Consider the following 19,418-nt stretch of genomic DNA (forward strand, 5'->3'; position numbering starts at 1 on the left):
TTTTTACCAGATCAGACGCAGGGGTCAGATTATGCCGCTCACTCAGGAGCAGAAGAAACAGTACAAATCTATCGGCCACCATCTGAAACCGGTATTGATTGTGGCTGACAATGGTTTGACCGAAGGTGTGCTAGCCGAATTGGAGCGCGCACTGAGCGATCACGAACTGATCAAGATCCAGCTCAGGATCACCGAACGCGAAGATCGCCTCGCGGCGATTGCCGAACTGTGCAAAACCGCCAAGAGCGAGCTGGTACAAGTCATTGGCAAAATGGCGCTGATTTATCGCAAGAACCCCAAAGCCAATAAACAGCTGTCTAACGTCAGCCGCCACAGCTAAGGGCCTGCGCTTCAGCCATCAGCGGCGCGCTTGGCGCGCCCTGTCACCCTCTCCGCCCGGCACCGGCTGCAACACCAGCAGCAAACCGCACAGGGCCAGCACCAAATAATTAAACAGTAGCCAGCGTACAGCCTCGGGCCTCCATTCGTGCAGCGCCAAATAACTCGCCGCCATCAGCAAGATGGTCAGCAGCAGTTGGCCTCGCATATCGCGCCAAAGGCTGGACCAGCGCTCGGCCTGCAGCAGAACCAACAGCTGCAGGAAGGCGCAGAAGGCCGCCAGGCCAACCAGCAACGGGCCTAGCGTGCCGGCGATCTCCTCGATCAACAGCGGCGCCAAGCCCATCTTGCCCAGCGCGGGAAGCAGGATGAAGTGCAGCAACCACAGGCCACCCACCCAGAAGGTCTGAGCCAGTTGCCAGCTGATCGCCCCCGCCTTAAGCGGCTGACGCTTAAAGATGACGGACTTCGACAATCTCGTACTCGATCACACCGCTTGGGGTTCTCACGGTCACCACGTCGCCCTCTTCCTTGGCGATCAAGGCACGAGCGATGGGTGAGCCGACGGACAGCTTGCCGAGTTTTATGTCGGCTTCGTCCTCACCAACGATCTGATAGGTCACACGATCATCGGTTTCGACATTGGCGATCTCGACCGTCGTGCCGAAGATCACTTTTCCAGTATGCGCAATCGTCGTGACATCGATGACCACTGCGTTCTGCAGCCGGCCCTCGATATCGCGAACACGCGCCTCGACCATCCCCTGCTGCTCACGGGCGGCGTGATATTCGGCGTTCTCCTTCAAATCACCCAACTCACGCGCGGTGCCAATATCCTGGCTGAGTTTCGGACGGACGACCTTGGTCAGGTGAGTCAATTCTTCTTCCAGGGCGCGAGCGCCCTGGACGGTCATTGGGTATTTGGTCATGCCTTCAATCCTGCGTGGAGATCCTGCAAGCGGCGCACGGTCTTCTCGGGACCGAACTTCAGCGCTTCGCAGATAGCTTCGCCAGCAGCAATGGTCGTGGTGCAATAGATCTTGTGCTGCAGGGCATTGCGACGAATGGAGTAGGAGTCGGCGATCGACTGACGGCCTTCAGTGGTGTTGATGATCAGCGTGACTTCGTCATTCTTGATCATGTCGACCACGTGCGGACGCCCTTCGGTCACCTTGTTGACGCGACGGACTTTCAGCCCGGCCGCCTCGATCAGCTTGGCAGTACCAGCGGTCGCGACCACTTCAAAGCCCAGGCTGATCAGGTCGCGGGCAACACCGGCAACCAGTGGCTTGTCGTCGTCACGCACGCTGATGAACGCGGTACCGCCGGTCGGCAGCACTTCGCTGGCGCCCATCTGGGCCTTGGCGAACGCCTCACCGAAGGTGTCGCCGACGCCCATCACTTCACCGGTGGACTTCATCTCCGGCCCGAGGATCGGGTCAACGCCAGGGAATTTGGCGAAGGGGAACACCGCCTCTTTCACGCTGTAGAAGTTCGGAATGATTTCCTTGGTGAAGCCGATTTCCTTCAGGGTTTTACCGGCCATGACGCGAGCCGCGATCATGGCCAGGGAAACACCGATGCACTTCGACACGAACGGCACGGTACGCGAGGCGCGCGGGTTGACTTCGATGACGTAGATGTCTTCGCCTTGCAGCGCCAACTGCACGTTCATCAGGCCGACCACACCCAGCTCGAGGGCCATTTTCTTGACCTGCTCGCGCATCTCGTCCTGGATATGCGCCGGCAGCGAGTACGGCGGCAGCGAGCACGCGGAGTCACCGGAGTGCACGCCAGCCTGTTCGATGTGCTGCATGATCGCGCCGATCACCACGTCGGTGCCGTCGCAGACCGCGTCGACATCCATTTCGATGGCGCAGTTGAGGAAGTGGTCCAGCAGCACCGGACTGTCGTTGGACACTTGCACCGCTTCGCGCAGGTAACGCTTGAGTTCTTCTTCTTCGTAGACGATCTCCATCGCCCGGCCGCCCAACACGTAGGACGGACGCACCACCAGCGGGTAACCGATCTTGCTCGCGGCACGAATCGCCTCGTCTTCGCTGCGCACGGTGGCGTTTGGCGGCTGACGCAGATTCAGGCGCTCGACCATCTGCTGGAAGCGCTCGCGGTCTTCGGCGCGGTCGATGGCGTCAGGGCTGGTGCCGATGATCGGCACGCCGGCTTCTTCGAGGGCACGCGCCAGTTTCAACGGAGTCTGGCCGCCGTACTGGACGATCACGCCTTTCGGCTTCTCGACGCGGACGATTTCCAGCACGTCTTCCAGGGTCACTGGTTCGAAGTACAGGCGATCGGAGGTGTCGTAGTCGGTGGACACGGTTTCCGGGTTGCAGTTGACCATGATGGTCTCGTACCCGTCTTCGCGCAGCGCCAGTGCCGCGTGAACGCAGCAGTAGTCGAACTCGATGCCTTGCCCGATCCGGTTCGGCCCGCCGCCCAGAATCATGATCTTGTCGCGCGTTGACGGGTTGGCCTCGCACTCTTCCTCGTAGGTCGAGTACATGTAGGCGGTATCCGTGGCGAACTCGGCAGCACAGGTGTCGACGCGCTTGTAGACCGGGTAGACCTCGAGCTTGTGACGATGGCGACGCAGACTCTTCTCGGTGACGCCCAGCAGCTTGGCCAGGCGCGCATCGGAGAAGCCTTTACGCTTGAGGCGGAACATCAGGTCGCGGTCGATGGTGGCCAGACCCAGGGTCTTGATCCGCTCCTCTTCCTTGATCAGGTCCTCGATCTGTACCAGGAACCAGGGGTCGATCATGTTCATGCCGAAGATGTCTTCGACCGTCATGCCGGCGCGGAAGGCGTCCGCCACGTACCAGATACGCTCGGCGCCCGGCACGGTCAGCTCACGCTTGAGCACGCTCAGGCTTTCCGGGTTACTCAGATCGAGTTTCGGGTCCAGACCGCTGACACCCACTTCCAGGCCGCGCAGGGCTTTCTGCAGGGATTCCTGGAAGGTCCGGCCGATGGCCATGACTTCACCGACCGACTTCATCTGGGTGGTCAGGCGTGCGTCGGCCTTGGGGAATTTTTCGAAGGCGAAGCGTGGCAGTTTGGTGACCACGTAATCGATCGAAGGCTCGAAGGACGCCGGGGTCTTGCCGCCAGTGATCTCGTTCTGCAGTTCGTCGAGGGTGTAGCCGATCGCCAGTTTGGCCGCGACGCGGGCAATCGGGAAACCGGTGGCTTTCGAGGCCAGCGCCGAGGAACGCGACACCCGCGGGTTCATCTCGATCACCACCATACGCCCGGTTTCCGGGCAGATACCGAACTGCACGTTGGAACCGCCGGTTTCCACGCCAATCTCACGCAGCACCGCCAAGGAGGCGTTGCGCATGATCTGGTATTCCTTGTCGGTCAGCGTTTGCGCTGGCGCAACCGTGATCGAGTCGCCGGTATGCACGCCCATCGGGTCGAAGTTCTCGATGGAGCAGACGATGATGCAGTTGTCCTTCTTGTCGCGGACCACCTCCATCTCGTATTCCTTCCAGCCGATCAGCGACTCGTCGATCAGCAGCTCTTTGGTCGGCGACAAGTCCAGACCGCGGGCGCAAATTTCCTCGAACTCTTCACGGTTGTAAGCGATACCGCCACCGGTGCCGCCCATGGTGAAAGACGGGCGGATGATGCACGGGAAACCCAGCTTGTCGAGCACCGCATAGGCTTCGTCCATGCTGTGGGCGATACCGGAACGCGGACAGGCCAGACCGATGTCTTTCATCGCCTTGTCGAAACGCGAACGATCTTCGGCCTTGTCGATGGTGTCGGCATTGGCACCGATCATCTCGACGCCGAATTTCTCCAGCACCCCGTGATGCTCCAGGTCCAGCGCGCAGTTCAACGCGGTCTGGCCGCCCATGGTCGGCAGCAACGCGTCCGGGCGCTCTTTTTCGATGATCTTGGCAACGGTCTGCCATTTGATCGGCTCGATGTAGGTCGCATCGGCCATCGCCGGGTCGGTCATGATGGTCGCGGGGTTGGAGTTCACCAGAATGACCCGGTAACCCTCCTCGCGCAGGGCCTTGCAGGCCTGGGCGCCGGAGTAGTCGAACTCACAGGCCTGGCCAATTACGATGGGGCCAGCGCCGAGGATCAGGATGCTTTTAATGTCTGTACGTTTTGGCATTTTCTCTCACTCGAATCCGTAGGTCAGTCGGCAGGCTTAGCGGCGCGCGGCCATGGCTTCGATAAAGCGGTCGAACAGTGGCGCGACATCCATCGGGCCCGGGCTGGCTTCCGGGTGCCCCTGGAAGCTGAAGGCCACCTTGTCGGTACGTTCGATGCCCTGCAGGGTGCCATCGAACAACGACTTATGGGTTGCGCGCAGATTGGCCGGCAGGCTTGCTTCGTCTACCGCAAAACCGTGGTTTTGACTGGTAATCATCACCACACCGCTGTCCAGATCCTGAACCGGGTGGTTAGCGCCGTGGTGGCCGAGTTCCATCTTCACGGTCTTGGCACCGGAGGCCAGGGCCAGCAACTGATGACCGAGGCAGATGCCGAACAGCGGAGTCTCGGTTTCGAGGATGTCGCGAATCGCGGTGATGGCGTAATCGCACGGCTCCGGGTCACCCGGGCCATTGGACAGGAACACGCCATCCGGCTTCAGCGCCAGCACTTCGCTGGCCGGAGTCTGCGCCGGCACCACGGTCAGGCGGCAACCGCGCTCGACCAGCATGCGCAGGATGTTCAGCTTGACGCCGTAGTCGTAGGCAACCACATGATACGGCAGCTCGCTAGCGGCGATTTCCGGGTGATTGTCGGTTTTCAGGTTCCAGACACTCGAGCGCCACTCGTAACGCGTGCTAGCGCTCACGACCTTCGCCAGGTCCATCCCCTTCAGCCCCGGGAAACCGCGGGCCGCGGCCAGTGCCTGCTCATCGGAGATGTTGTCGCCCGCCAGGATGCAGCCGTTCTGTGCGCCTTTCTCACGCAGGATGCGGGTCAGGCGACGGGTGTCGATACCGGCAATGGCCACCACCTTGTTGGCCTTCAGGTAATCCGACAGCGACAGGGTGCTACGCCAGTTGCTGGCCACCAGGGGCAGATCGCGAATCACCAGGCCGGCGGACCAGACGCGATTGGATTCGGCGTCTTCCGGCGTAGTGCCGGTGTTGCCGATATGCGGATAAGTCAGGGTAACGATTTGCTGGGCATAGGAAGGATCGGTAAGGATTTCCTGATAGCCGGTCATGGCGGTGTTGAACACCACCTCTCCAACGGTTTGGCCGTCGACTCCAATGGCTTCGCCGCGAAAAATGCTGCCATCAGCAAGGGCCAAAATGGCTGGTTTAAGGGCTGGCTTAGTCAAGAAAACCTCCGTTCAATCAAGCCTGACAGGGCGTACGCAGGTTGTAAAAAAGCGGGATGACGCTTGGACACGTCACCCCGCTTTTTTCGAATCACTTTTTCAAGTTCCCGCGCGCTTTTAGTGGACACACTAAAGCTGTAGCTTACAGAAAAAGGCCTTTTTGGTCTACCCGCGATTGCGACCCTTTTGTTGCCTCAGCGCAGATCCAGCACATCCTGCATGTCATACAGCCCCGGCTGCCGCCCTTCCAACCACAACGCCGCACGCACCGCCCCCCTGGCGAAGGTCATGCGACTGGAGGCCTTATGGGTGATTTCCACGCGCTCACCCTCCGCCGCGAACAGCACGGTGTGGTCGCCGACCACATCCCCCGCACGCACGGTGGCGAAGCCGATGGTCTGCCGCTCACGCGCACCGGTCTGACCCTCACGACCATAGACCGCGACCCTCTGCAGATCACGCCCCAACGCACTGGCCACCACCTCGCCCATGCGCAGCGCCGTGCCGGACGGCGCATCGACCTTGTGCCGGTGATGCGCTTCGATGATTTCGATATCGACCTCATCGCCCAGTACGCGAGCGGCGGTATCCAGCAGCTTCAGGCAGAGGTTGACGCCAACGCTGAAGTTGGCGGCGAAGACGATCGGAATCTCCTTGCCCGCCTGCGCCAGCACCAGCTTCTCTTCGGCACTGAAGCCCGTGGTACCGATGATCATGGCCTTGCCCGCCTGCCGACACAGCGCCAGGTTCTGCAAGGTCACGGACGGGTGGGTGAAATCGATCAGCACATCGAAGCGGTCCAGCACCGAGGCCAGATCCCCCGACAACGGCACCTCCAGCTTGCCAAGCGCCGCCAGCTCACCAGCATCCGCCCCGATCAGGCTGCTGTCCGGGCGATCGACCGCCGCCGTCAAGCGGGCACCGGCCTGCTGTATCGCTTCGATCAGGGTCTTGCCCATGCGCCCAGCGGCGCCCACTACGGCTATACGTCGCATAAATCCAGCTCCCAGCTACCAGCCCAAAGCTGCAAGGTGCAGGCAGCGCCCGCCGCCTGACGCCTGCAACTGGTTAGTTATACATCCCCGAAGAAGCGCTTCACGCCCTCGAACCAGCCACTGGCCTTGGGCGAGTGGCTGGTATCGCCCAGCAGCGACTTGCGGAACTCTTCGAGCAGTTCACGCTGGCGCTTATCCAGATGCACTGGTGTCTCCACCGCAACCCGGCACATCAGGTCGCCAGCCCCGCCACCACGCACCGGGGCAACGCCCTTACCGCGCAGACGGAACAACTTGCCAGTTTGCGTGCCTTCCGGAATCTTCAGCTTGACCCGGCCATCCAGGGTCGGCACTTCCAACTCACCACCCAGCGCCGCATCGGCGAAGCTGATCGGCACCTCGCAGTACAGGTGCTTGCCGTCACGCTGGAAGATCGCATGCTCGCGCACATTCACCACGACATACAGGTCGCCCGCCGGGCCACCCATGGCGCCCGCCTCGCCCTCACCGGAGAGACGAATGCGGTCGCCGGTGTCGACGCCTGGCGGCACCTTGACCGACAAGGTCTTGTGCTCTTCCACCCGACCATGACCGTGACAGGCGCCACAGGGGTCGGCAATCATCTTGCCGCTGCCATGGCAACGCGGACAAGCTTGCTGCACCGAGAAGAAGCCCTGCTGCATGCGCACCTGACCGATGCCGCCACAGGTGGTACAGGTCACCGGGCTGGTGCCTTTCTTCGCCCCGGAACCCTCGCAGATTTTGCAATTGACCAGGGTCGGCACGCGAATGGTTACGGTGGTGCCCCGCACCGCCTCTTCCAGATTCAGCTCCAGGGTGTAGCGCAGATCACTGCCGCGCTGCGCACCGCCGCGCGAACCGCCGCGAGCACCCCCGAAGAAGTCACTGAACACATCACCGAAGATGTCGGAGAAGTTCGCCCCGCCAAAGCCTGCACCGCCCGCGCCGCCGCCCATGCTCGGATCGACCCCGGCATGCCCGTACTGGTCGAAGGCCGCACGCTTGTTCGCGTCGGACAGCACTTCGTAGGCCTCGTTGGCCTCCTTGAACTTCTCTTCCGAGGCTTTATCGCCAGGATTGCGATCCGGGTGGTGCTTCATCGCCAACCGGCGATAAGCCTTCTTCAGCTCCGCCTCGCTAGCGCCGCGCTCGACACCCAGCACTTCGTAAAAGTCACGTTTAGACATAATTGTTCAGCACTCTTAAATCGCCTTCTCCAGACACGCCAACGCGGGAGCAAGCTCCCGCGCGACGGACAACACCTGCCTGCGCTTTAGCCAGGCAGGTTGGAGCGCAAGCAAGCGGACGCTTACTTGTTTTCCTTGACCTCTTCGAACTCGGCATCGACCACATCGTCAGCACCGCCTTTCGCTTCGTCATGAGCATGCGCCGCTTCGCCAGCCTGCGGCTGCTCGGCATACATCTTCTGCGCCAGCGGCGTGGTCGCTTCGGACAGGGCGTTGATCTTGGCTTCGATAGCCGCCTTGTCGTCGCCCTTCACCGCCACTTCGAGTTCGCCCAAGGCCTTTTCGATGGCCGCCTTCTCGTCCGCCGTGGCTTTGTCGCCCGCCTCGGTAAGCATTTTGCGAGTGGCATGCACCAGCGCATCGCCCTGGTTACGCGCCATCGCCAACTCTTCGAACTTGCGGTCTTCCTCGGCATTCGCCTCGGCGTCACGCACCATCTGCTGGATCTCTTCCTCGGACAGACCCGAGTTGGCCTTGATCACAATGGACTGCTGCTTGCCGGTGGCCTTGTCCTTCGCGCCCACATGCAGGATGCCGTTGGCATCGATATCGAAGGTCACTTCGATCTGCGGCACGCCACGCGGCGCCGGCGGAATCTCGGCCAGGTCGAACTTGCCCAGCGACTTGTTCTGCGCGGCTTGCTTACGCTCGCCCTGCAGCACATGGATGGTCACGGCGCCCTGGTTGTCGTCGGCGGTCGAGAACACCTGCGACTTCTTGGTCGGGATGGTGGTGTTTTTCTCGATCAGCGCGGTCATCACGCCACCCATGGTTTCGATACCCAGGGTCAGCGGGCTAACGTCGAGCAGCAGCACGTCTTTCACGTCGCCAGCCAACACCGCACCCTGAATCGCCGCGCCCATGGCCACGGCTTCGTCCGGGTTGACGTCTTTACGTGCTTCTTTACCGAAGAAATCGGTCACCAGCTTCTGCACCAACGGCATACGGGTCTGACCACCGACCAGGATCACGTCATGGATAGCGCCGACGTCGATACCGGCATCTTTCAGCGCGATACGGCATGGCTCGATGGTGCGCTGCACCAGGTCTTCCACCAGCGATTCCAGCTTGGCGCGGGAGATCTTCACGTTCAGGTGCTTCGGACCGGTTGCATCGGCGGTGATGTACGGCAGGTTAACGTCGGTCTGCTGGCTGGAGGACAGCTCGATCTTGGCCTTCTCGGCGGCCTCTTTCAGACGCTGCATGGCCAGCGGGTCACCCTTGAGGTTCATGCCGCTTTCTTTCTTGAATTCATCGACCAGGTAGTCGATCAGACGAATGTCGAAATCTTCACCACCGAGGAAGGTGTCACCGTTGGTCGCCAACACTTCGAACTGGTGCTCACCATCGACTTCGGCAATCTCGATTACCGAGATGTCGAAGGTGCCGCCGCCCAGGTCATAAACGATCACGGTGTGGTCGCCCTTGGCCTTGTCCATGCCGTAGGCCAGCGCAGCGGCGGTCGGCTCGTTGATGATGCGCTTGACGTCCAGACCGGCGATGCGGCCGGCGTCTTTAGTGGCCTGGCGCTGGCTGTCGTTGAAGTACGCCGGCACGGTGATCACCGCCTCGGTGACGGGCTCGCCGAGGTAGTCTTCGGCGGTCTTCTTCATCTTCTTCAGCACTTCCGCGGAAATCTGCGGCGGAGCCATTTTCTGGTCCTTCACTTCCACCCAGGCGTCGCCGTTATCGGCCTTGACGATTTTGTACGGAACCATCTGGATGTCTTTCTGGACGACGTTCTCTTCGAAACGACGACCGATCAGACGCTTCACCGCGTACAGGGTGTTGTGCGGGTTGGTCACCGCCTGACGCTTGGCCGACTGGCCGACGAGGATTTCGCCATCGTTGGTGTAAGCGATGATCGACGGCGTGGTGCGCGCACCCTCGGCGTTCTCGATGACCTTGACGGTACCGTTTTCCAGAATCGAGACGCAGGAGTTGGTGGTTCCCAGGTCGATACCGATAATTCTGCCCATCTTCATTCTCCCGAAATTTTGCCTTAAACCTTGATTGCGCCGCGCCCTGGCTTTACCGGTCGCGGCAGCTCTGAATCGCTTGCCTTAATAGATTGGGGCCTGACGCCGAATTTCAAGCCTGCTCATCAATCGAAGGCGGCGCCTCGACCGGGGGCTTGCTGACCACGACCATGGCCGGACGCAACAAGCGACCGTGGAGCAGATAACCCTTCTGGAACACCTTGAGCACGCTATTGGGCTCCAGATGGGCGCTTTCCTGCATGGCCATGGCCTGATGGTGTTCGGCATTGAACGGTGCGCCATGCGGGTCGATGACTTCCAGCTGATAGCGCTTCAGCGTGTCCTGGAACAGCTTGAGCGTCAGCTCCATGCCTTCACGCACCGGCTTGATCGCCTCGTCATCCGGATTGGACAGCTCCAGACCGCGCTCGAGGCTGTCGACGACCGGCAACAGGTCATTGGCAAATCTTTCCAGGGCGAACTTGTGGGCTTTCTCCACATCCTGATCGGCGCGGCGGCGCACGTTCTGCAAGTCAGCCGCAACCCGCAGAGCCTGATCTTGAGCGGCCGCCAGCTGCTCTTCCAGCGCTTGCACGCGGGCAGCCAGATCTTCGCTCGATACAGCCTCGGCAGCAGTTTCCGCGTCGGGGTTCTGGGAATTCAGGGTCTGTTCGTCAGCCATGCGTCTCTCCTCTCAAAAACGACCGCGAGCCTTAACTCACGTTTCTGCCGCTTATATGGGGTCGCATTCTGCCGATTCAAGAGCCGCCAAGGATTGTCAGGCACAAAACAAACACTGTATAAATAACCAGACTTTACGCCTGGGAGCCTCCGCCATGCTGGTACACCTATCCGTGCACAACTACGCCATAGTCGAACATCTCGACCTCGAGTTGAATGGCGGAATGAGCGTAATTACCGGCGAAACCGGCGCCGGCAAGTCGATCATGCTCGACGCCCTCGGCCTGTGCCTCGGTGATCGCGCCGACAGCGGCGTGGTGCGGCCCGGCGCCGACAAGGCGGATATCCTCGCCAGCTTCGATCTCAGCGATATTCCGGAAGCACGGGCCTGGCTGGCCGAGCGCGACCTGGGCCAGACCCAGGATCAGGACGGGCCGTGCATCCTCCGCCGGGTGATCACCGCCGAAGGTCGCTCGCGCGGCTACATCAACGGCTCACCCTGCCCGCAAGGCGACCTGAAAGCCCTCGGCGAACTGCTGATCGACATCCACAACCAGCACGAACACCAGTCGCTGCTCAAGCCCGAGACCCACCGCCGCCTGCTCGATGAGTACGCCGGCAGCCAGGAACTGGCGCGCCAGGTGCAACTCGCCGCACAGCGCTGGCGGCAAACCCGCCAAGAACTGGAACGCCTGTCCAGCGCCGGCGATGAACAGCGCGCGCGCCATCAATTGCTCAGCTATCAGCTTGAGGAGCTCGATAATCTGGCACTCGGCGACACCGAACTGATGCAGCTGGAACAGGAGCACAAGGCCCTGGCCAATGCCGAAAGCCTGCTGAGCGCCTGTCGCCTGGTGCTGGAACAATGCAGTGAAAACGACGCCGGCAACGTCTTGTCCGCGCTAACCAGCAGCCTGCAGCGGCTCAGCTCGCTCAACAGCTCGCAGGGCGCCCTTGGCGAAGCCGTCAACCTGCTGGCCAGTGCACAGATCCAGGTGGAAGAAGCAGTCGGCGAACTGAACCGCTTTCTCGATCACTTCGACGCCGACCCCGCGCGCCAGCAACTGCTCGAAGAGCGCCTCGATACCATCTACACCCTGGCACGCAAGCACCGGATCCAACCGAGCGAACTGGCCACCCTGCAACAACAGCTGTTTGAAGAGCTGGAAAGCCTCAACGCCGACGACCAGGCCACCGAGCGGCTGAGCGAAGAACTTTGCGCCTACGCCCGCCATTACCAAGAAAAGGCCCACGAACTCAGCACGCTCCGGCAGAGCGCGGCGGGGCAACTGGCCAGCTCAGTCGAACTCGAGATGCAGCGCCTGGGCATGCCTGGCGGGCGCTTCAACATCCAACTGTACGGCACCAACGCCGCCGATCCGCACCCGCAAGGCCTGGAGCACGTGGAGTTCCTGGTCAGCGCCAACCCCGGCCAGCCGCTCAAAGCCCTGGCGAAAGTCGCTTCCGGCGGCGAACTGTCACGCATCAGCCTGGCCATCCAGGTGATCACTGCGCAGACCTCGCGAGTCCCCACACTGGTCTTCGATGAAGTCGACGTCGGTATCGGCGGCCCTACTGCCGAAGTGGTAGGCCAACTGCTGCGTCGCCTCGGTTCACGCGGCCAGGTGCTGACCGTGACCCACCTGCCGCAGGTCGCGGCGCAAGGGCACCAGCATCTGTTCGTGCACAAAGCGCGCGGCAGCGACGCCACCCGCACCGCAGTAGCGAATCTGGATGGCCCAGCCCGGGTTGAAGAAATCGCCCGCATGCTCGGCGGCGTCGATTTGACCGAGGAATCCCTCGCGCACGCCCGGCAGATGGTTAGCACCGCCGCCAATGCCTGACTCAGGCTGCTGATTCTGGCTTAAAGCCCAAAGCAAAAAGGCGACCCTCGGGTCGCCTTTTTTACCAGCCTAGCGATTACTCGCGCAGGCAAGCCTTACTTCTTCTTACGCACGTAGAGCACCAGATTGTGATCCACCAACTCGAAACCATGCTCACGCACTATCTCTTTTTGGCGTTTCTCGATCTCGGTATCGAAGAACTCGATCACCTCACCGGAATCGACACAGACCATGTGATCGTGGTGACCACCATCGGCCAACTCGAACACCGCATGGCCGCCATCGAAGTTGTGTCGCACCACCAGACCGGCGGCCTCAAATTGGGTCAGTACACGGTACACCGTGGCCAAGCCCACATCTTCGCCAGCCTCCATCAGCGCCTTGTACACATCTTCCGCACTCATGTGACGCTGCTCTGCATGGTCGAGCATCTGCAGAATTTTGACCCGCGGCAGGGTCACTTTAAGGCCAGCTTTTCGTAGTTCGCTATTTTCAACCATGGTCAGCTTTCTCGCGGTTGCTGCTTCGCAGCTCCCTTCAATGCAGGTATGATCGGACGTCAAGTTGCCCAGCCAAGATAGTGGAAGTCACCCACCGATGCAAAACACCAAGCTCTTGCTGACCAGCCTCACCCTTGTGGGACTGTTCGCACTCGCCGGCTGTTCATTCCCCGGGGTTTATAAAATCGACATTCAACAGGGCAATGTCGTGACGCAGGACATGATAGACCAGTTACGCCCAGGAATGACCCGTCGCCAAGTGCGTTTTATCATGGGTAACCCACTGATTACCGATACCTTCCACGCCGACCGCTGGGACTATCTGTACAGCATCCAGCCGGGCGGCACGCAGCGCCTGCAGGAACGCGTCAGCATCCTGTTCGATGGCAAGGATCAACTGGTTGGCTTGGCGGGCGACTTCATGCCCGGCGTCAGCCGCGACGAAGCGATCCTCGGCCAGGATAGCGGCAGCTCCGCAGTTGCCGCGCCCAAGCCCAGCGAACAAGCCAAACCTGAAGAGCCGCCCAAGCCTGGCTCACTGCTGGAAAAGATCCAGCGCGAAGTGGACAACGTCGAGACCGTCCCGATCCCGACTCCCGCACCACTGGAAACCTCGCCGCAGTAACCGCTGCGCCGAGACGAAAAAGCCCGGAGATTCCGGGCTTTTTTCTGCACGCAAAACGACCTCAAGCGCCCTCTTGGCCCGCCTTGGCCTGCGCCGCCTTCGCCGCACGCTGCTTGCGCACCTCTTTCGGGTCCGCAATCAGCGGCCGATAGATCTCCACCCGCTCACCCTCTTCCAGCACGCGCTCGTCCGGCTTGGCGACGGCCTTGCCGAAGATACCCAGCGGGCAGTTCGCCAGATCCAGCTCCGGGAAATGCATCGCCATCCCGGACTGCTCGGCGGCCTGCCGCAACGTGGTGCCGTAGGGCAGGTTCAGGCACAACAGCTGCTGCTTGTCCGCCAGGGCATAGACCACTTCCACCCTGATGCTTGGCTTATCCATGCAGATGCTTGGCTCTTTGGCAGAAGGCATCGACCAAGGTATTGGCCGCCTGGTTGAACAAGGGCCCGAGGGTCGCCCGAACCAGCGGCCCGGCGTAGTCGAAGGACAGATCCAGACTGATCTTGCAGGCCTTGTCCGTCAGGGCCCTGAACTCCCAGATGCCATGCAGATGGGTGAAGGGCCCCTCCTCCAGCTGCATTTCGATGCGCTGCCCGGGAATCAGCTGATTGTGGGTCATAAAGCGCTGGTGCAGGTGTGCCTTGCTCACTGACAGGCTGGCGCGCATATGGCTGTCGCTAACCTCCAGCACCTCGGTCGCCGAACACCAGGGCAGAAACTCCGGATAGCGCGCCACATCATTGACCAGATCGTAGAGTGCCTGCGCCGGATAGGGCAGCAGGGCCGAGCGTTGAATATGCGTGGTCATGCGGATCTCACTTCCATAACTGCGCGGCAAACACGATGAGAATACCCAGCGGCGCGACATAACGCATGAGCAAGAAGGTCAGGGCGAACAGTTTCGGACTGCGCATGGCCAGCTCATCACGCACCGCCTCACGGCCCATCACCCAACCGGCGAAGATCACGAAGGTCAGCCCACCGAGCGGCAACATGATGCGCGAGGTAAAGAAGTCGATCACCCCGAAGAAGTCCAAACCGCCTGCCGCGCCCCACTGATAGAGCTGGAAGCCGCCGGCATCACTGACGAAGAACTTGGCCTCCTTCCAGATATTGAAGGAGAACACCGTGCCCAGACCGACGAACCAACAGATAAACGCCAGCCCAGTAGTGACCCAGACCCGGCTCACTCGAGTGCGCTCGACCAGGTAAGCCACCATCGGCTCCAGCAGAGAAATGGCCGAACTCCAGGCCGCCACCGCCACCAGCACGAAGAACACCACGCCCATCAACTGACCGAAGACCACGTTACCGAAGGCCAGCGGCAGGGTGACGAACATCAGCCCCGGCCCCTCCCCCGGATTCAAGCCAGCGGCGAACACAATCGGGAACAGCGCCACACCGGCCAGCAGCGAAACGAAGGTATCCAGCAACGCCACGCCGACTATGGTGCCGGAGATCGAGGAATTCTTCGGCATATAAGCGCCGTAGATCAGAATCGAACCGACCCCGACACTGAGCGAGAAGAACGCATGGCCCATGGCGGGTAACAGGCCATCGAGCAGGCGCGAGGTGTCAAAGTTGAACATGAAGTGCACGCCCTCCATGAAATGCCCGGTGGTCAGGCTGTAACCCAGCAAGATCAGCAGCAGCAGGAATAACAGCGGCATCATGATCCGCAGGCTGTGCTCCAGGCCTGCGACCACTCCACGCGCGATCACATAGGCCGACAGCAGCATAAAAATGCTGTGCCATAGCGTCAGCCGCCAGGGATCGCTAATCATCCGGGCGAAATACGCCCCAGCCTGTTCGGGCGCCACGCCCTGGAAATCGCCGCGGCCCATGTCGATGATGTAATCCAGCGACCAGCCACCCACCACGCTGTAGAACGACAGGATCAACAGCGCCGTGATCATTCCGGCAAACGCCGCCCACGACCACTTAGCCGAGTGCCCGGCCTCGACCGCCAGATCGCGCAGGGCGTTCGCCGGGCTTTGCCGGGCCCGTCGACCGATCAAGGTTTCCGCCAGCATCACCGGCAGACCGAGCAGCGCGATGCACAGCAGAAACACCAGGACAAAGGCTCCGCCGCCGTAGACGCCGGTCATATAGGGGAACTTCCAGATACTCCCCAAGCCCACCGCCGAGCCCGTGGCCGCCAGGATGAAGACCCAGCGACTAGCCCAGGAACCGTGGATCGAAACCTTGTCGCCCGCCATGTAGATACCCGTGGTGCCTGCAAAAGAGCGCGCATTCTCCGAGATTCATCCAAGCCCCTCAAGCCTTTACGCCGCTAGGCCTTGGCCGAGACGAGCGCGCCTGTGGGACTCGTCAGTTTTTTGAGGCGCAGGACAAACCGCGGCAACCGCAAACAGGCGACCCAGAACAACAAAAAGCCCGTCACGCCCGAGGCCCAAGATCAAAGCTCGACAGACGCCTAAACTGTCGCCAGCCGGCCGGCGACTCCCTATAATGCCGCGCCTATGGCTAAGCAAAAGAAACACCCTCAGGGCACCATTGCCCAAAACAAGAAAGCCCGGCACGACTACTTCATCGAACACAAGTTCGAGGCGGGTATGGTCCTGGCCGGCTGGGAAGTGAAAAGCCTGCGGGCCGGCAAGGCGCAGCTGGTCGACAGCTATGTGCTGCTCAAGAATGACGAAGCCTGGCTGATCGGTTGCCACATTGCGCCACTGACCGCCGCCAGCACCCATGTCATCGCCGACCCCGTGCGCACGCGCAAACTGCTGCTCAACAAGCGCGAGCTGGAAAAGCTGACCACCTCAGTGCAGCAGAAGGGTTACGCCTGCGTGGCCTTGTCGATGTACTGGAAGCAGCACTTGATCAAGTGCGAAATCGGCCTAGGCAAAGGCAAGAAGGAATACGACAAGCGCCATACCGAACGCGAGCGCGACTCCGATCGCGAGCTGCAGCGCGCAGTGCGCAACAAGGGCAAGGACGAGTAAGCGGATTTCTGGAGCCCCGCCTGCGCAGGGATTAACGGTGCAGGGCGCACTATCGGTCGTGCGCTTCCGATAGTGCAGCAGCTCCCTTCTAAAAGCCCTGCCGCCGCTCCGCTCGCGCCACCCGTTGCGCCTCCTGCAAGCCCTCCGCCAGCACCTCCTGCACGTAATGGATGTGCCGATTGGACACTTCCCGCGCCGCCTCGGCACGCCCCTCGATGATCGCCCGATACAACTCGCCATGCTGTTGCATCAGCATCTTGCGGGTCTCGGTGCGCAGGGCGTACATGCCGCCGATATTGGTCACCACGTTGCGCTTCAACAGGTCGAACAGGCCGCGAATGGTGTGCAGCAGCACCGCGTTGTGGCTGGCCTCGGCGATCGCCAGGTGAAAGCGCGCATCGGCGGCGCCCTCTTCGGCGCGACTGACCTTGCCCTCACGCGCATAACAGTCCTGCAGCGCCTCGAAGGCTTCGCGCAGCCGCCGATGATCCAGCTCGGTCGCCCGTTGCGCGGCGTAATAGGCACAGGAACCTTCCAGCGTGTGGCGAAACTCCAGCAAATCACGCTGCGCCTCGGGGTTGCTCTCCAGCAAATGCAGCAGCGGATCGCTGAAAGTCGAGCCCAAGGACTCCGCGACATAGTTGCCGCCGCCCTGGCGACTGACCAGCAAACCCTTGGCCGCCAGCTTCTGGATCGCCTCACGCAATGAGGGTCGCGACACGCCGAACTGTTCCGCCAGCGCGCGCTCCGCGGGCAGGCGCTCGCCGGCCTTGAGCGTGCCTTCGAGAATCATCCCCTCGAGCTGCGCAACGATATCGTCCGACAAACGGCGCTGCTGTACCTGACCGAAGCCCATAACCCTCTCCACCCTGCCCGATCATCGACCGAGCTGTCTAAATCCGTGCATTGCCACCTGTTCGCCGCAGCCTAACCAGCCGCCGACGGCGCGACAAGAACAACCAAGCGCAACCAGCCTCGACCAAAGTCGCAGGCCGACAAATTGACAGACTCGCTGCAAGGCTTTTACCCTGAGCCGTCGAAATTGTAAATTGGTATTACCAATTAAGTCGACATCCGAGTCGCGGTCACTATTTTGCCTGGCTGGACGCCACAAGCGCCCCGGCCCAAATGACCCGACATAAGGCACACCCAACAAAAATCAGGGAGCCAACCCACGATGCAAACCTGGCAACAGCTATACACCCCACTCGGCAGCCTTGGCCTGTCCGCACTGGCGGCCGTTATCCCCATCGTCTTTTTCTTCCTCGCCTTAGCGGTATTCCGCCTCAAGGGCCATGTCGCCGGCACCGTCACCCTGGCGCTGTCGATACTGGTCGCCATCTTCGCCTTCCAGATGCCTGCCGACATGGCGTTTGCCGCCGCCGGCTATGGCTTCGCCTATGGTCTCTGGCCGATCGCCTGGATCATTGTCGCGGCGGTATTTCTCTACAAGCTGACGGTGAAAAGCGGGCAGTTCGAGGTGATCCGCAGCTCGGTACTGTCGATCACCGACGACCAGCGCCTACAGGTCTTGCTGATCGGCTTCTCCTTCGGTGCCTTCCTCGAAGGCGCCGCCGGCTTTGGTGCGCCGGTGGCGATCACCGCGGCTCTGCTGGTCGGCCTCGGTTTCAACCCGCTGTACGCCGCCGGTCTGTGCCTGATCGCCAACACCGCACCGGTGGCCTTCGGCGCGCTGGGCATTCCGATCATAGTCGCCGGCCAAGTCACCGGCATCGACGCGTTCAAGATCGGCGCCATGGCCGGCCGCCAGTTGCCGCTGCTGTCGATCATAGTGCCATTCTGGCTGGTGTTTATGATGGATGGTTTCAGAGGCATCAAGGAAACCTGGCCTGCCGCCCTGGTGGCCGGCGCCAGCTTTGCCGTCACCCAGTACTTCACCTCCAACTACATCGGCCCGGAACTGCCGGACATCACCTCGGCGCTGGTCAGCCTGGTGTCGTTGACGCTGTTCCTCAAGGTCTGGCAACCGCAGCGCGCCGCCGCGGCGCAAGTGCTCGGCGTCACGGCCGGCGGTGCCGCGCTAGTCGGCGGTTTCGGCGGGCCGCGCAGCAGCACGCCCTCGCCTTACAGCCTGGGCGAAATCCTCAAAGCCTGGTCACCCTTCCTGATTCTCACCGTGCTGGTGACGATCTGGACCCTGAAACCGTTCAAGGCCCTGTTCGCCACGGGCGGCGCGCTGGAAAGCTGGGTGTTCTACTTCGCCATTCCGCACCTGGATCAACTGGTGCTGAAGGTCGCGCCGATTGTCGCCAGCCCGACCGCGATGGCCGCCGTGTTCAAACTGGACCCGGTATCGGCCACCGGTACGGCGATCTTCTTCTCGGCACTGATCTCGATGCTGGTTCTGGGCATCCACGCAAAAATTGGTCTGACCACCTTCAAGGAAACCCTGGTCGAGCTGCGCTGGCCGATTCTGTCGATTGGCATGGTGCTGGCTTTCGCCTTCGTCACCAACTTCTCCGGTATGTCGACCACCCTGGCGCTGGTTCTCGCCGGCACCGGTGCGGCCTTCCCGTTCTTCTCGCCGTTCCTCGGCTGGCTGGGGGTATTCCTGACCGGCTCGGACACCTCATCGAACGCACTGTTCGGCTCGCTGCAAGCGACCACGGCGCACCAGCTCGGGGTCAACGACACCCTGCTGGTGGCGGCCAACACCAGCGGCGGCGTGACCGGCAAGATGATCTCGCCGCAGTCGATCGCCGTGGCCTGCGCCGCCACCGGCCTGGTCGGCAAGGAGTCGGACCTGTTTCGCTTCACCCTGAAGCACAGCCTGATGTTCGCCACCCTCGTCGGCCTGATCACCCTGGCGCAGGCCTATGTGCTCACCGGCATGCTGGTCCATTGATTGCCATGACCGCGTAAGAACT

Annotated in this window: 18 protein-coding genes; 5 read left to right on the forward strand and 13 right to left on the reverse strand. The window is 61.5% G+C overall.

What is annotated here, in order from left to right; translation table 11 throughout:
- Positions 1–31: 31 nt before the first annotated feature.
- Positions 32–340, forward strand: coding sequence for a ribosome assembly RNA-binding protein YhbY (gene yhbY / locus FFS13_RS17300; protein ID WP_119956201.1), 309 nt, complete (start codon positions 32–34; stop codon positions 338–340).
- An 18-nt stretch (positions 341–358) separates the two neighbouring features.
- Here the strand turns inward: yhbY and FFS13_RS17305 are convergent, their stop codons facing one another.
- The 8 genes from FFS13_RS17305 to grpE form a co-directional block, all read right to left on the reverse strand.
- Positions 359–814, reverse strand: a complete 456-nt coding sequence (locus tag FFS13_RS17305) for a DUF4149 domain-containing protein (protein ID WP_137820299.1) — start codon at positions 812–814, stop codon at positions 359–361.
- Complete coding sequence (gene greA, locus FFS13_RS17310; RefSeq protein ID WP_137820300.1) at positions 792–1,268, reverse strand: transcription elongation factor GreA; 477 nt, start codon at positions 1,266–1,268, stop codon at positions 792–794. The genes FFS13_RS17305 and greA overlap by 23 nt, the downstream gene beginning before the upstream one ends.
- Positions 1,265–4,486 (reverse strand): carbamoyl-phosphate synthase large subunit, encoded by a 3,222-nt coding sequence (carB, locus tag FFS13_RS17315; protein WP_137820301.1) that lies wholly within the window; start codon positions 4,484–4,486, stop codon positions 1,265–1,267. Before carB ends, greA begins: the two co-directional genes overlap by 4 nt.
- 36 nt (positions 4,487–4,522) lie before the next feature.
- Complete coding sequence (gene carA, locus FFS13_RS17320; RefSeq protein WP_137820302.1) at positions 4,523–5,671, reverse strand: glutamine-hydrolyzing carbamoyl-phosphate synthase small subunit; 1,149 nt, start codon at positions 5,669–5,671, stop codon at positions 4,523–4,525.
- Positions 5,672–5,865: 194 nt separating this feature from the next.
- Positions 5,866–6,666, reverse strand: coding sequence for a 4-hydroxy-tetrahydrodipicolinate reductase (gene dapB / locus FFS13_RS17325; RefSeq protein ID WP_137820303.1), 801 nt, complete (start codon positions 6,664–6,666; stop codon positions 5,866–5,868).
- Positions 6,667–6,743: 77 nt separating this feature from the next.
- A complete protein-coding gene (dnaJ, locus tag FFS13_RS17330; RefSeq protein WP_137820304.1) occupies positions 6,744–7,874 on the reverse strand; it encodes a molecular chaperone DnaJ in 1,131 nt (376 codons plus the stop codon).
- 122 nt (positions 7,875–7,996) lie between these two features.
- A complete protein-coding gene (gene dnaK, locus FFS13_RS17335; protein WP_137820305.1) occupies positions 7,997–9,913 on the reverse strand; it encodes a molecular chaperone DnaK in 1,917 nt (638 codons plus the stop codon).
- Between the two features lie 112 nt (positions 9,914–10,025).
- Positions 10,026–10,595 (reverse strand): nucleotide exchange factor GrpE, encoded by a 570-nt coding sequence (gene grpE / locus FFS13_RS17340; RefSeq protein WP_137820306.1) that lies wholly within the window; start codon positions 10,593–10,595, stop codon positions 10,026–10,028.
- 154 nt (positions 10,596–10,749) lie between these two features.
- Here grpE and recN point away from each other — a divergent pair, with 154 nt between their 5' ends.
- Complete coding sequence (gene recN / locus FFS13_RS17345; RefSeq protein ID WP_137820307.1) at positions 10,750–12,438, forward strand: DNA repair protein RecN; 1,689 nt, start codon at positions 10,750–10,752, stop codon at positions 12,436–12,438.
- 95 nt (positions 12,439–12,533) lie between these two features.
- Here the strand turns inward: recN and fur are convergent, their stop codons facing one another.
- Complete coding sequence (gene fur / locus FFS13_RS17350; protein ID WP_137820308.1) at positions 12,534–12,938, reverse strand: ferric iron uptake transcriptional regulator; 405 nt, start codon at positions 12,936–12,938, stop codon at positions 12,534–12,536.
- Positions 12,939–13,035: 97 nt separating this feature from the next.
- Between fur and FFS13_RS17355 the strand changes: the two genes are divergently transcribed.
- Complete coding sequence (locus tag FFS13_RS17355; RefSeq protein ID WP_137820309.1) at positions 13,036–13,563, forward strand: outer membrane protein assembly factor BamE; 528 nt, start codon at positions 13,036–13,038, stop codon at positions 13,561–13,563.
- A gap of 61 nt (positions 13,564–13,624) precedes the next feature.
- Here the strand turns inward: FFS13_RS17355 and FFS13_RS17360 are convergent, their stop codons facing one another.
- Genes FFS13_RS17360 through FFS13_RS17370 form a run of 3 tightly spaced genes read right to left on the reverse strand, consistent with a single transcriptional unit; the run spans position 13,625 to position 15,783 of the window.
- On the reverse strand, positions 13,625–13,945 hold the full coding sequence (locus FFS13_RS17360; protein ID WP_137820310.1) for an RnfH family protein: 321 nt from the start codon (positions 13,943–13,945) through the stop codon (positions 13,625–13,627).
- On the reverse strand, positions 13,938–14,372 hold the full coding sequence (locus FFS13_RS17365) for a type II toxin-antitoxin system RatA family toxin (RefSeq protein ID WP_137820311.1): 435 nt from the start codon (positions 14,370–14,372) through the stop codon (positions 13,938–13,940). The genes FFS13_RS17360 and FFS13_RS17365 overlap by 8 nt, the downstream gene beginning before the upstream one ends.
- 7 nt (positions 14,373–14,379) lie before the next feature.
- Positions 14,380–15,783 (reverse strand): sodium-dependent transporter, encoded by a 1,404-nt coding sequence (locus tag FFS13_RS17370; protein ID WP_137820312.1) that lies wholly within the window; start codon positions 15,781–15,783, stop codon positions 14,380–14,382.
- 264 nt (positions 15,784–16,047) lie between these two features.
- Here FFS13_RS17370 and smpB point away from each other — a divergent pair, with 264 nt between their 5' ends.
- Positions 16,048–16,530, forward strand: coding sequence for an SsrA-binding protein SmpB (gene smpB, locus FFS13_RS17375; protein ID WP_119956215.1), 483 nt, complete (start codon positions 16,048–16,050; stop codon positions 16,528–16,530).
- 88 nt (positions 16,531–16,618) lie between these two features.
- Here smpB and FFS13_RS17380 read toward each other — a convergent pair whose 3' ends face one another.
- Positions 16,619–17,386 carry an FCD domain-containing protein gene (locus FFS13_RS17380; RefSeq protein WP_137820313.1) on the reverse strand — a complete coding sequence of 256 codons (768 nt, stop codon included), beginning with the start codon at positions 17,384–17,386 and terminating at the stop codon, positions 16,619–16,621.
- A 321-nt stretch (positions 17,387–17,707) separates the two neighbouring features.
- Here FFS13_RS17380 and FFS13_RS17385 point away from each other — a divergent pair, with 321 nt between their 5' ends.
- Positions 17,708–19,396 (forward strand): lactate permease LctP family transporter, encoded by a 1,689-nt coding sequence (locus FFS13_RS17385; protein WP_137820314.1) that lies wholly within the window; start codon positions 17,708–17,710, stop codon positions 19,394–19,396.
- Positions 19,397–19,418: the final 22 nt, after the last annotated feature.

Source organism: Pseudomonas sp. 2FG, from assembly GCF_005502935.1.
Lineage (GTDB): Bacteria > Pseudomonadota > Gammaproteobacteria > Pseudomonadales > Pseudomonadaceae > Aquipseudomonas.